We start from the raw sequence: 13056 nt of genomic DNA on the forward strand, positions 1-13056 counted from the left end.
GGGCGCGGACGAATTCGGCGCAGCCCGCCATCGTGACCTACGCCGCACCGCGACGTCGTCGGTCCGGTTCCCTAAGGTGGGGCCATGAGCTCCTCCTCCGACACGGCGGCCGCGGTCGCCGACTGCTTGTTCTGCAAGATCGTGAGCGGCGAGGTGCCGGCGACGGTCGTGCACCGGACCGCGACGACGCTGGCCTTCCGGGACGTCAACCCCCAGGCGCCGACGCACGTCCTGGTGGTGCCGCAGTCCCACTTCGCCAACGCGGCGGAGGTCGCGGCCGGCGAGCCCCGCACGGTCGCCGACCTGGTCTCGACCGCCGCAGCCGTCGCCGACGCGGAGGGTCTCGGTGGGGACTACCGCCTGGTCTTCAACACCGGCGCCGGCGCCGGACAGACCGTCTTCCACACCCACCTGCACCTGCTCGGTGGGCGGCCGCTCTCCTGGCCGCCCGGATGAGTCGCGTGGCCACGAGGCGCCCTCTCATGCGCCCCGCTGCAGCCGAGCGTGGCGGCCCGGTGCTCGCGTACGATGGCGGGGTCCCTGCACCGCAGACCGAAAGCATCCATGTCTGAGTCCCCGCTCGTCACCAAGCACACGGTGATCGTCCCGCCCAGCGTCACCATGGTCAACGTGCTCGGCCCGGGCGACGAGTTCCTCGGCCTGGTGGAGGACGCCTTCGAGGCCGACGTGCACGTGCGGGGCAACCGCATCACGTTCCACGGCGAGGCGTCCGAGGTCGCGCTGGCCGAGAAGGTGCTCGACGAGCTGGTCACCATCATCCGCACCGGTCAGGGCGTGAGCCGCGAGACCGTCGAGCGGATCATCGGCATGGTCAGGACGGCGGCCCCGGAGAGTCCCGCCGAGGTGCTGAGCCACAACATCCTCTCCAACCGGGGTCGCACGATCCGCCCGAAGACGCTCAACCAGAAGCGCTACGTCGACTCCATCGACCAGCACACGATCACGTTCGGCATCGGCCCGGCCGGCACCGGCAAGACCTACCTGGCGATGGCCAAGGCGGTGCAGGCCCTGCAGAACAAGCAGGTCAGCCGCATCATCCTGACCCGCCCGGCGGTCGAGGCGGGGGAGCGGCTGGGCTTCCTCCCGGGCACCCTCAGCGAGAAGATCGACCCCTACCTGCGCCCGCTCTACGACGCGCTGCACGACATGATCGACCCCGAGACGATCCCCAAGCTGCTGGCCGCCGGCACGATCGAGGTCGCCCCGCTGGCCTACATGCGCGGGCGCACGCTCAACGACGCCTTCATCATCCTCGACGAGGCGCAGAACACCTCGCCCGAGCAGATGAAGATGTTCCTCACCCGGTTGGGCTTCGGGTCGAAGATCGTGGTCACCGGTGACGTCACCCAGGTCGACCTGCCGGGTGGGGTGAAGTCGGGCCTGAAGGTCGTCGAGCAGATCCTGACCGGCGTCGAGGACGTCGTCTTCAACCGGCTCACCAGCGGTGACGTCGTGCGCCACCGCCTCGTCGGCAAGATCGTGGCCGCCTACGACGAGTTCGACTCCCGCACCGAGACCGCCGCGTTGCGGCGCACCGCCCAGACCCAGGAGCGACAGGCATGAGCATCGAGGTCCTCGACGAGTCCGGCCACGACCTTGACGTGCAGCACCTGGCGACGCTGAGTCGCTTCGTCATGGACGCCATGCGCGTGCACCCGCAGGCCGAGCTCTGCATCAAGGCCGTCGACGAGGAGACGATCGCCGAGCTCAACGAGCAGTGGATGGAGAAGGACGGGCCGACCGACGTACTGGCCTTCCCGATGGACGAGCTGCGCCCCGGCAAGGTCAACGAGGAGCCCGAGGAGGGAGTCCTCGGTGACCTCGTCCTCTGCCCGACGGTGGCCGAGCGGCAGGGGGAGACGGCCGGGCACGGCACGCTCGCGGAGATCGAGCTGTTGACGGTGCACGGCATCCTCCACCTGCTCGGCTACGACCACGCGGAGCCGGAGGAGCACAAGGAGATGTTCGGCCTGCAGGACGAGCTCCTCGCCCGTTGGCGCGCTCCTCGCGCCGTCTGAGGGGCGTACGCAGGTGAGCGGGCCGGGTCTGCTCGCAGCCGTCGTGCTGCTGGTCGCCGTGGCCAGCGTGCTCGTCGCGGTCGACACCGCTCTCTCGCAGTTCTCCCGCGCCCGGGCCGAGGAGCTCCGTGAGTCGCGCCGTGCCGGGGCCTCCTCGTTGGTGCGGATCCTCGACGAGCCCGCCCGCCACCTCAACACGGTGCTGCTGCTGCGGATGGCCGCGGAGGTCGCGGCCGTCGTCGGGGTCGCCCTGTGGTGGCACGACCACTTCGACGGCGCCTGGTGGCCCACGGCGGCGACGAGTGTCGGGGTCATGACGTTGGTCGCCTTCGTCGTGGTCGGGGTGGCGCCACGCACGCTCGGACGCCAGCACGACGCTGCGATCGCCACCGCCGCGGCCGGCCCGGTGCGGGCGCTCACGCGGGTGCTGGGGCCGCTCCCGCAGCTGCTGATCCTGCTCGGCAACGCCCTCACCCCCGGGCGAGGCTTCCGTCGGGGCCCCTTCGCCACGGAGACCGAGCTGCGCGAGCTGGTGGACCTGGCGACCGCCTCCGACGTCATCGAGGAGGGCGAGCGCAAGATGATCCACTCGGTCTTCGAGCTGGGTGACACCGTCTGCCGCGAGGTCATGGTGCCGCGCCCCGACGTCGTGTGGATCGAGCGCCACAAGAACCTGCGCCAGGTCACCAGCCTCTTCCTGCGCTCGGGCTACTCCCGGATCCCGGTCATCGGCGACGACCTCGACGACGTCGTGGGCATGGTCTACCTGAAGGACGTCGTGCGCCGGGACTTCGACGACCCAGAGGTGGAGACCACCATGCGGGTCGAGGAGGTGATGCGCGAGGCCCACTTCGTGCCCGACACCCTCGCCGCCGACGTCCTGCTGGCCCAGATGCAGGCCCGCCGCCAGCACATCGCCGTCGTGGTCGACGAGTACGGTGGGACCGCCGGGCTGGTCACCATCGAGGACGTGCTGGAGGAGATCGTCGGGGAGATCACCGATGAGTACGACGACGAGACCCCCGAGGTCGAGGTCGTCGGGTCCGCGACCCGGGTGTCGGTCCGCTACGCCGTCGACGACCTGGTCGACCTGTTCGGGGTGCGGGTGATCGACGACGAGGTCGACACGGTCGGCGGGCTGCTGGCCAAGCACCTCGGCCGGGTGCCCTTGCCGGGTGCGGTGGTGGAGGTGCACGGACTCCGCTTCGTGGCCGAGGACCCACGAGGTCGGCGCAACCAGGTGGCCACCGTCCTGGTGAGCCCCGTCGCGGCCGGGTCCGTTCCGGGCGTCGGCGCCGAGGCCGACCGCGAAGACCACACAGAACCGCGCCCCGAACCGCGCAGCGAACCGCGCCCCGAGCACCACCTGGAGGAGACCGATGACCGAGACGGCCCAGACCCCCTTGACGCCTGAGGACGCCAAGCTGGTCACCCTGGCCCGGGCCACCCGCGCCCGGGTGGGGGCAGCCGAGGGTGCCGCGGTCCGTGACACCGACGGACGGACCTACGCCGCCGCGTCGGTCGAGCTCTCCGCCCTGCGGCTGGGCGCGGTGCAGGCCTGCGTGGCCATGGCCATCGCGGGCGGCTCGACGGGTCTCGAGGCCGTCGTACGCCTGGGCGAGGAGACCCGCCTGGATGCCGACGCGCTCGCGGTGCTGCGCGAGTTCGGTGGCGACGAGGTGCTCGTCCACCTGGGGGACCCGCGGGGCCGGGTGCTCGACAGTCGCGTCGCCGGGGCCGCGTACTAGCCTTGCCGGGTGAGCACCCGAGCCCAGCAGTACCCCGCGACCGTCCTGCGGCGTGAGCAGCTCAGCCGACACCTGGTGAGGTTGGTGCTGGGTGGCGAGGGGCTCGCCGCCTTCCGCAGCACCGGCGTGCCCGACGAGTGGGTCGGTCTCGTGGTGCCGGGCCAGTTCCAGTCGCGCTACTACACGGTGCGCAGCTGGGACGGCGTCGAGATGGTGCTCGACGTCGTGGTGCACGACACCGGCCTGGTCACCGAGTGGGCGCGGGGCGAGTGCGTCGGTGACGTCGTCACGGTGACCGAGCCGAAGGGGTCGTTCTCCCTGCCCGACGGGGCCGGCTGGCTCCTGCTGGTGGGCGACCTGACCGCGTTGCCCGCGATGGCGCGCATCCGCGAGACCGTCGACGTGCCGACCCGGATCTGGGCGGAGGTCCCCGACGACATGGGCGACTACCTGCCGCCCGGGGCCGAGGTCACCTGGCTCCCGGTGCCCGAGCACGAGGGCTCCGCCCTGGCGGCGACCGTCGAGCAGATCGACTGGCCCGAGGGTGAGGGGTACTTCTGGATGGCCGGTGAGTCCGCGCAGATGCGGGCGATCCGCAAGCACCTGATGCGCGAACGGCGCCTGCCCAGCGACCACTACGACGTGATGGGCTACTGGCGCAGCACGGCCGGACGCCAGCCCCGCGCGGTCGACCCGGGCCCGATCCACCGGGCCGGCAAGGCCGCGGGCCGCACCGACGCCCAGATCTGGGACGACTACGACTCCGCGAGGGAGCAGGCATGAACGACGCACCGGCCACCATGGGCGTCGCTGGGGTGCCCGAGGGCCACCGCAGCGGCTTCGTCTCCTTCGTGGGCAGGCCCAACGCGGGCAAGTCGACGCTGACCAACGCCCTCGTCGGCCAGAAGGTGGTCATCACCTCCAACAAGCCCCAGACGACCCGCACGGTCGTGCGCGGCATCGTGCACCGGCCCGACGCCCAGCTGATCCTCGTGGACACCCCCGGCCTGCACCGGCCCCGCACCCTGCTGGGGGAGCGACTCAACGACCTGGTGATGACGACGTGGTCCGAGGTCGACGTGGTCGCCGTCTGCTTCCCGGCCAACGAGAAGCCCGGACCGGGCGACACCTTCATCGTCAACGAGCTCACCAAGGTGCGCCGCACCATCAAGGTCGCCATCGCGACGAAGACCGACCTCGTCACCCCCGACCAGCTGGCCGAGCACCTGCTCGCGATCCAGGAGCTGGGCCGCGCCACCGGCACCGAGTGGGCCGAGATCATCCCGGTCTCGTCGGTCTCCGGCGACCAGATCGACCTCCTCGCCGACCTCCTGGTGGGTCTGCTGCCCGAGGGGCCGCCGCTCTACCCCGACGGCGACCTCACCGACGCCCCCGAGGAGATCCTCGCCGCGGAGCTCATCCGCGAGGCCGCCCTCGAAGGCGTCCGCGACGAGCTGCCGCACTCGATCGCCGTGGTGGTCGAGGAGATGGGGCTGCGTGAGGGACGCGACGAGGACCGGCCCCTGCTCGACATCTACGCGAGCCTCTACGTGGAGCGCGACTCCCAGAAGGGCATCGTGATCGGTCACAAGGGAGCCCGGCTGCGAGAGGTGGGCAAGGCTGCCCGCCAGCAGATCGAGGCCCTCCTCGGCACCCCCGTCTACCTGGACCTCCACGTCAAGATCGCCAAGGACTGGCAGCGCGACCCCCGACAGCTCCGCAAGCTCGGGTTCTGACGCACCAACCGAAATGGTCGCTGGGAGGGTGATTCGACGACCATTTCGGTTGGTGCGTCAGGCCGGGACCCAGCAGTAGCCGAAGCGCTGGCCGGCCCGCCACTGACGGCGGGTGGGGGCCTCCTGCGACCAGCGGACGTCCAGCGGGTTGCTCGCCGCCTCGGTCGCCGCGTCACCGCAGGCGCTGGCCATCGCGTCCTCGACGGCCCGGCGGCCCGGGTAGGCGTCCCCCTCGACGTCGACGGTCGTCACGGCGCGCCACGTGTGAGCGACGCTGCACGGGACGCGGGTGAAGGACGCCCCGGGCTCCCCGGTCGCGCACAACGCGAAGCGCTCCCGCAGGGCGTCGTCGGCCAGTGCCCCGCGCATCCGGGCGGGTAGTTGGGCGAGCCGGCTGACCCGCCCGGTCGCCACGACGTCGCAGCGGAACCACTTCGCGCCCGACTGAGCCTCGGCCAGGCTCGGGGTGAACCAGACGGCACGCAGCACGCTGCGGCGCACCTCGTCCTGGCTGGCGCCGAGGAAGCCCGGAAGGGCATCGGGGCAGGCTCGCGCGACCTGCCGCTGCACCCGGACCGAGTCGACCGGCAGCTGCTTGCCGGCGCGGTTGCGCGGCACCCGGCCCACCCGGAACGTCACGCCGGTGTGCCGGCGCTTGCAGGCGACCCGGGTCTCGGTCGGCGTGACCGGGGAGAGGGCCTCCTCCCACGAGAGGTCGTGGCAGTCACCCACGCGGGGCCGTCGCGGCGGCTTCGGTGGCGCGGTGCTGTCCGGGGACGCCGTCGGGGCGGCGTCAGAGCCTGCCTCGCCGGTGTCGCCGTCATCGCCCGTGCACGCAGTCATCAGCAGGAGCAGCGCGCAGCAGAGCGCGACCAGCGCGCGAGGCGTCACCGGCCCTCCGTCGTGAGCGCGGCGAGCGTGGCGCCGAGGTCGTGAGCGGCCGCGGTGACCGCCTCGTCGAGGTCGCCCAGGACCTCCAGTGGGGCAACCGCCTGCCTCCATGGAAGGGCCTGGGTGATCGACAGCACCGACCGCGTGGCACCCGTGGTGTCGTAGCGGCCGTGCACCCAGAGGCCGAACGGCAGCTTCTGGCCCGGGGCTGCGGGCTCACCCGAGCCCTGGCCGTCGTCGGAGAGTGCCCCGCCCAGCGCCAGGAAGGTGCTGTCGAAGAAGTGCTTGAGGGCGCCGCTCATGTAGCCGAAGTTCGCAGTGGTGCCCAGCAGCAGTCCGTCGGCCGCCTGCACGTCGTCGGCCGTCGCTTCGAGCGCGCCGCGTACGACCACCTCGACGTCGGTGCCGAGCTCGGCCAGCTCGGGGTCGCGCGTGCCGCCGAGCACGGCCTCGGTCAGGGCGCGTGAGACCCGGGTGGGCGAGTGGTGCACCACCAGGAGCCGGGAGGAGCCAGGAGCCATGCCCTGAGCCTACGAGACCGTGCTTCAGCCAGGTTTCGTCGCTCGTGGTGGTGGAGGAGTATGGTGGGTCGCGTCATGAAGCGAACCCTCCTTCTTCGCTGCCGCAACGAGGCCTGAGACAGCCGGCCCCCTCGTTGCGGAGTGCAGTGTGCGCGCCGGTCGCCCGTTCGACCCGAGACGAGGGACACCATGACCAACCTGAGCAACCACAGCAACCAGCAGAAGCCCAGCCCGATGCCGTTCGGTCGCTACCGGCCGTTCGAGCCCGTGACCGTGCCGGACCGCACCTGGCCCTCGCAGCGCATCACGCGGGCACCCCGCTGGCTCTCGACCGACCTGCGTGACGGCAACCAGGCGCTGATCGACCCGATGACGCCGGCCCGCAAGCTGATGATGTTCGAACTGCTGGTGAAGATGGGCTACAAGGAGATCGAGGTCGGTTTCCCCAGCGCCAGCCAGACCGACTTCGACTTCGTGCGCCAGCTGATCGTCGAGGACCGCATCCCCGACGACGTGCAGATCTCGGTGCTGACCCAGGCGCGTGAGGACCTGATCGAGCGCACCGCCGAGTCGCTGGCCGGGGCTCCCCGCGCCACGATCCACATGTACAACGCGACCGCGCCTCTGTTCAAGCGCGTGGTCTTCGGCGTCACGCCGGACGAGTGCATCGACATCGCGGTGCGGGGCACCGAGATGGTGATGAAGTACGCCGACAAGCACCTGGCGCCGATCGTGGGCAGCCAGGACTTCGGCTACCAGTACAGCCCGGAGATCTTCACCCAGTCCGACACCGACTTCGCGGTGGCGATCTGCGAGGCGGTCTCCGACGTCTGGCAGCCCGAGGCCGGTCGGGAGATCATCCTGAACCTGCCGGCGACCGTCGAGATGTCCTCGCCGAACACCTACGCCGACCAGATCGAGTACTTCAGCCGGGGGCTGACGCGTCGCGAGCACTCGGCGATCAGCCTGCACCCGCACAACGACCGCGGCACGGCGGTCGCGGCGACCGAGCTGGGCCTGATGGCTGGCGCCGACCGCGTCGAGGGCTGCCTGTTCGGTCACGGCGAGCGCACCGGCAACGTCGACCTGGTGACGCTGGGCATGAACCTGTTCAGCCAGGGCGTCGACCCGCAGATCGACTTCGCGGTCGACGGTGGCATCGACGAGATCCGCCGCACCGTGGAGTACTGCACCGGTCTGCCCGTCCACCCGCGTCACCCCTACGCCGGCGACCTGGTCTACACGGCGTTCTCCGGGTCACACCAGGACGCCATCAAGAAGGGCCTGGAGGACCTGGAGCGTCGCGCCGCCGAGCGTGGCATCTCGGTGCGCGAGATCGAGTGGGAGGCGCCCTACCTGCCCATCGACCCCAAGGACGTGGGGCGCACCTACGAAGCCGTGATCCGGGTCAACAGCCAGTCGGGCAAGGGCGGTGTCGCCTACATCCTGAAGGCCGAGCACAACCTGGACCTGCCGCGTCGGGCCCAGATCGAGTTCAGTCGCGTCGTGCAGGACCACACCGACACCGAGGGCGGCGAGATCACCCCGGCGAAGATCTGGGAGGTCTTCTCCGCCGAGTACCTGGACCGCACCGAGCCGCTGCGCCTCAACTCCGTGCACACCTCCTCCGCCGCCGGCGAGAAGGACCAGCTGACCGTCAACGTCTACGTCGACGGCGAGGTCCGCACGCTGCAGGGGGAGGGCAACGGCCCGATCAACGCCTTCACCAACGCCCTGAACGAGATGGTTGCCGAGGAGCAGGCGGCGAACAACCCCGTCTACGCCGACCGCGGTGACGTCCGGGTGCTCGACTACCACGAGCACGCTCTGTCGTCCGGCGGCGACGCGATCGCCGCCGCCTACGTGGAGTGCGCGGTCGGCGACCAGGTCGTGTGGGGCGTGGGGCTGGACGCCAACATCGTCACCGCCTCGCTGAAGGCCGTGGTCAGCGCGGTCAATCGCGCCTGACGCGCTGCCGGTCGCCCGTCGGCGCGCTGCGCGACGACTCGTGGACCGGGAGCAGCACCGTCACCGTCGTGCCCCGGCGGTCGGCCGACTCGATCTCGACCGACCCGCCGTGGGCACGCACGATGGTCTGCACCGTCGACAGCCCCAGACCCGTACCCTGGATCTCACGCTGCTGTGAGGTCGAGCTGCGCCAGAAGCGCTGGAAGAGGTACTGCTGCTCGTCGAGGGGGATCCCCAGTCCGGTGTCGTCGACCAGGATGCGCGCCTGTCCGTCGACCACGTCCAGGAGGCACCGCACCTGGCCACCGTCCTCGGTGAACTTCACGGCGTTGGCGACCACGTTGTTCAGCGCCAGGACCAGGGTGGCGCGCTCGCCCATGACCGGCACCGCGGTCGAGGGGACGTCGAAGGAGACGTTCAGCACACGGTTCTCCAGCAACGCCGCCGTGTCCACCTGCACCTCGCGCACCACCTCGCGCAGGTCGACGGGGTCGCGGTCCCACTGGGGGCCGTCGGCGGCGAGCCCGCCGAGGGCGAGCAGGTTGTCGATCAGGCCGACGAGACGTTCGCCGTTGCGCACGATCGCGGTGAGGGCCTTGGCCTGCGGGCCGCTGAGCTCACCGAGGTCGCCCTCGGCCAGCATCTCGCCGTAGCCCACGATCGTCGCCACGGGCGTACGCAGCTCGTGGCTGACGGTGGTGACGAACTGGTCCTTGGCGGTGTCGAGGTCCTTGAGGTGGCCGACCACCTGGCGCTCCTTCTCCAGGGCACTCACCAGGAGCTCGGCGGTGGCGTGGATGTCGGTCATGTCGGTGCCGATGCACAGGTAGCCGATGAGGGCGTTGCTGTGATCGGTCACCCGGGTCAACGACATCGACACCCGGCGCAGCGGGGCGTCCGGCTCCGGGGAGGTGCGCCATCCCCAGTCCTGGGGTGGTTCCCCGACCACGTGGTCCACGAGGCTCTGGAAGGGCGTCGCCTCTTGTTGGGCGTGCGTCCACCGCTCCAGTGCGTCGGGGTCGAGCAGGTCGGTGAAGGGGGTGCCGACGGCCTCGCTGGAGGGGCGTCCGAGCATGCTCTGGGCCCCGGTGTTGAAGAGCGTGATGGTGCCCTGGGGATCGGTGCCGATGATGGCGGTGTCGAGCGCAGCCGAGAGGAGGTGCTCCATCAGGCCGGCTGCAGTGCGTTCGGCGGTCACGTCGAGCCCGGTCAGCACGACGTGGGCCGGAGTGCCGTCCTCGTGCACGATGCCCGAGGTCCAGACCATGCGGTGCTCGCGGCCCCACACGTCGTGGACGCGGCCGTCGAGCTGGCGCGGGATGTCGCGTCCGTCCCCGGAGGCGAACAGCTGCCGGACGGCGGCTCGGTCGGGCACGGAGGTGATGGTCTCCCAGACCGGGTGGCCCACCACGGCGTCGATGTCGTGGCCGAGCACCTTCCCGACCGCGGGGTTGGCCCGCAGCACGGTGCCGCGGATGTCGGTGACCAGGATGAGGCACGCCGTCGTGGCCAGCGTGATGTCGCTGAGGTGCTGCGAGGCCCGCAGCTGCCGCTGGAGCAGGTCGCTGGTGTGCACGCCGACGGCGACCGGCAGGCAGATCAGCACCATGCAGAGCAGGTAGGTCTGCACCAACGTGGCGACCATCTGCGTGCTCATCACCTGACCGTCGAGGGTCTGGAACGGGCTGGTGCCGGTGGCGGCGATCAGCCCGACGATGACGGCGGTGGCGAACATCTGCCATGCCAGGGTGCGCAGGCCGAACCGGTAGGCCGCCCAGATCAGGAGGATCAGGGGGAAGGGGGAGAGGGCCGGGTGCTGGCCGGAGGCGAAGATCGTCCACAGCGCGAGTGCCAGCAGCGTCGTCTGGAGGCCCACCTCGACCCGGCTGGTGCGTCGGCGCGGGCTGCGCAGGCTCAGGACCAGCAGCGCGACCACGAGGGCGGAGGCGAGGTGGGAGGGGAAGATCGCGACGAAGATCTCCCTGGCCTCGCGTGACCCCTCGACGGCGGCGTACAGGGCCGAGCCAGCGCCCGACACTGTTGCGGCGGTCAGGGAGGCGACCACCACCCGGATGGCGTCCTCCTGGCTGCGCAACTGCACCTCGTCGGGCGCGCGACGTAGGCGCAGCACGACGGCTCCGGCGAGGCTCTCGCCCATGCTCAGCACGACGAAGACGGCCATGTAGGCGACCGGGCCCGGTGCCTGCACGGCAGCAGCGCTGGCGGTGCAGGCACCGAGCGCCACGACGAGGGCCGGCCACCACCGCGTCGGAGAAAGCGCCAAGGCGACAATCCCGAAGCCCACTGCGGGCCAGAGCGTCGCGGTGATGCTGCCCTCTGGCGCCGTGGCGAGGGAGAGGTGCGCACTCCCGAGCGCCAGGGCCACCATCGTGGCGGCCCATGCCGGCGTCCATCCCGAGTGCGTGCGGGTCACGGTGGCAGTCTGGCAGCCCGGAGCGGGGTTAGTGGCGCGGCGCACAAACTTTCTTGTCATCAGAGGTCGGTGCTCCCGCCTGCGTACCGCGCCGGGGGCACAATGGACGGGTGCCCCTCTACCGCGACGAGGCGGTCGTGCTGCGCACCCACAAGCTGGGCGAGGCCGACCGCATCATCACCCTGCTCACCCGTCACCACGGGTTGGTGCGGGCGGTCGCCAAGGGCGTACGCCGGACGACCTCGCGCTGGGGTGCGCGGCTGGAGCCCTTCACCCACGTGGACCTGCAGATGGCCCAGGGCCGTTCGCTGGACACGATCACCCAGGCCGAGACGCTGACGCCCTTCCACAAGCAGATGGCGTTGGACTACGACCGCTACACCGCGGCGACCGCGATGCTGGAGACCGCCGAGAAGCTGGTGGTGGAGGAGCGGGAGCCGGCGGTGCAGCAGTTCCTGCTCCTGGTCGGTGGCCTGCGCGCCATGGTCTCCGGTGACCATCCTCCCGGTCAGGTGCTCGACTCCTACCTCCTCCGGTCGTTGGCGGTGTCGGGGTACGCGCCCTCCTTCGGCCACTGCGTGCGCTGCGGGACCGAGGGTCCCCACCGGTTCTTCCACCCCGCGGCCGGAGGGGTGCTCTGCGTGGTCTGCCGGATGCCCGGCTCCGCGACCCCGGCTCCCGAGACGTTGGAGCTGCTGGGGGCGCTGCTCGCCGGTGACTGGCCGGTCGTGCACGCCTCGGACCCCAGGACCCGCCGCGCGGCCAGCGGTCTCGTGGCCGCCTACCTCGCCTGGCACCTCGAGCGTGGTCTGCGGTCGCTGGAGTACGTCGAGCGCTGAGGCTCGTCGACGTCGGACGGACCGTGTCGTGACCGCGCTGGCGCGACTGGGGGAGATCACCGACCCCTTCGCCCACTAGGCTGCGCGACGTGAACCGCGCCGTCCGTCCGCCTCGCCCGCACCCCAGCGGGGCCACCCCGCCGCCCGTCCCGCGGGACCTGGTGCCGAGGCACGTCGCCGTCGTGATGGACGGCAACGGCCGCTGGGCCAAGGAGCGTGGGCTGCCGCGCACCCGCGGTCACGAGCAGGGCGAGCACGCCTTGTTCGACGTGGTCGAGGGCGCCATCGAGATCGGTGTGAAGGCCGTCAGTGCCTACGCGTTCTCCACCGAGAACTGGTCGCGCTCGCCCGAGGAGGTGAAGTTCCTCATGGGCTTCAACCGCGACGTGATCCGTCGCCGGCGCGATGAGATGCACGAGCTCGGCGTGCGGGTGCGCTGGTCGGGTCGGGCCCCGCGACTGTGGCGTTCGGTGATCAAGGAGCTGCAGGTCGCCGAGGAGATGACGAAGCACAACACCGTCTGCACCCTGACGATGTGCGTCAACTACGGCGGACGCGCCGAGCTCACCGACGCGATGCGCGCCATTGCGCGCAAGGTCGCCGACGGTCGGATCGACCCCGAGCGGATCACCGAGAAGACGATCGCGGCCCACCTCTACGTGCCCGAGCTCGCCGACGCCGACATGGTCTGGCGCACCTCGGGGGAGCAGCGGCTCTCCAACTTCATGACGTGGCAGGCCGCCTACTCGGAGTTCGTCTTCTCCGACGTGCTGTGGCCCGACGTCGACCGTCGCCACCTGTGGGCGGCCATCGAGACCTACGCCCGACGCGACCGTCGCTACGGCGGCGCGGTGCCCAACGAGGCCTGAGCCGCCGAGTC

Annotated in this window: 13 protein-coding genes; 10 read left to right on the top strand and 3 right to left on the bottom strand. The window is 71.0% G+C overall.

The features are described from left to right. Positions 1-84: 84 nt before the first annotated feature. The 7 genes from IEQ44_RS03365 to era all read left to right on the top strand — a co-directional run bounded on the left by IEQ44_RS03365 (position 85) and on the right by era (position 5523). On the top strand, positions 85-456 hold the full coding sequence (locus IEQ44_RS03365) for a histidine triad nucleotide-binding protein (protein WP_193636992.1): 372 nt from the start codon (positions 85-87) through the stop codon (positions 454-456). Between the two features lie 108 nt (positions 457-564). Beyond that, on the top strand, positions 565-1584 hold the full coding sequence (locus tag IEQ44_RS03370) for a PhoH family protein (protein ID WP_193636993.1): 1020 nt from the start codon (positions 565-567) through the stop codon (positions 1582-1584). Further along, on the top strand, positions 1581-2039 hold the full coding sequence (gene ybeY, locus IEQ44_RS03375; RefSeq protein WP_193636994.1) for an rRNA maturation RNase YbeY: 459 nt from the start codon (positions 1581-1583) through the stop codon (positions 2037-2039). Before IEQ44_RS03370 ends, ybeY begins: the two co-directional genes overlap by 4 nt. 13 nt (positions 2040-2052) lie before the next feature. Continuing rightward, positions 2053-3453, top strand: a complete 1401-nt coding sequence (locus tag IEQ44_RS03380) for a hemolysin family protein (RefSeq protein ID WP_193636995.1) — start codon at positions 2053-2055, stop codon at positions 3451-3453. Continuing rightward, positions 3419-3787, top strand: coding sequence for a cytidine deaminase-like protein (locus IEQ44_RS03385; protein WP_193636996.1), 369 nt, complete (start codon positions 3419-3421; stop codon positions 3785-3787). The genes IEQ44_RS03380 and IEQ44_RS03385 overlap by 35 nt, the downstream gene beginning before the upstream one ends. Positions 3788-3796: 9 nt before the next feature. Continuing rightward, positions 3797-4570 carry a siderophore-interacting protein gene (locus tag IEQ44_RS03390; protein ID WP_193636997.1) on the top strand — a complete coding sequence of 258 codons (774 nt, stop codon included), beginning with the start codon at positions 3797-3799 and terminating at the stop codon, positions 4568-4570. Next, positions 4567-5523, top strand: coding sequence for a GTPase Era (gene era / locus IEQ44_RS03395; RefSeq protein ID WP_227486794.1), 957 nt, complete (start codon positions 4567-4569; stop codon positions 5521-5523). Before IEQ44_RS03390 ends, era begins: the two co-directional genes overlap by 4 nt. 57 nt (positions 5524-5580) lie before the next feature. On the opposite strand, the gene IEQ44_RS03400 is transcribed toward era, so the two are convergent. Together IEQ44_RS03400 and IEQ44_RS03405 are read right to left on the bottom strand one after the other, a co-directional pair. Then, entirely contained in the window at positions 5581-6414 is an 834-nt protein-coding gene (locus IEQ44_RS03400) for a septum formation family protein (RefSeq protein WP_193636998.1), read from the bottom strand. After that, positions 6411-6935, bottom strand: a complete 525-nt coding sequence (locus IEQ44_RS03405; RefSeq protein ID WP_193636999.1) for a flavodoxin family protein — start codon at positions 6933-6935, stop codon at positions 6411-6413. Before IEQ44_RS03405 ends, IEQ44_RS03400 begins: the two co-directional genes overlap by 4 nt. A gap of 189 nt (positions 6936-7124) precedes the next feature. Here IEQ44_RS03405 and leuA point away from each other — a divergent pair, with 189 nt between their 5' ends. Next, a complete protein-coding gene (gene leuA / locus IEQ44_RS03410; protein WP_193637000.1) occupies positions 7125-8903 on the top strand; it encodes a 2-isopropylmalate synthase in 1779 nt (592 codons plus the stop codon). On the opposite strand, the gene IEQ44_RS03415 is transcribed toward leuA, so the two are convergent. After that, entirely contained in the window at positions 8890-11337 is a 2448-nt protein-coding gene (locus IEQ44_RS03415) for a sensor histidine kinase (protein ID WP_193637001.1), read from the bottom strand. The two genes, leuA and IEQ44_RS03415, sit on opposite strands and share 14 nt — an antisense overlap. 110 nt (positions 11338-11447) lie before the next feature. On the opposite strand from IEQ44_RS03415, the gene recO reads away from it, so the two are divergent. Then, a complete protein-coding gene (gene recO / locus IEQ44_RS03420) occupies positions 11448-12176 on the top strand; it encodes a DNA repair protein RecO (RefSeq protein WP_193637002.1) in 729 nt (242 codons plus the stop codon). Positions 12177-12265: 89 nt separating this feature from the next. Then, positions 12266-13045: an isoprenyl transferase gene (locus IEQ44_RS03425; RefSeq protein ID WP_193637003.1), complete on the top strand. Its 780-nt coding sequence runs from the start codon at positions 12266-12268 to the stop codon at positions 13043-13045. The last annotated feature ends 11 nt before the right edge of the window (positions 13046-13056 follow it).

Source organism: Nocardioides malaquae (assembly GCF_015070385.1).
Taxonomy (GTDB): domain Bacteria; phylum Actinomycetota; class Actinomycetes; order Propionibacteriales; family Nocardioidaceae; genus Nocardioides; species Nocardioides malaquae.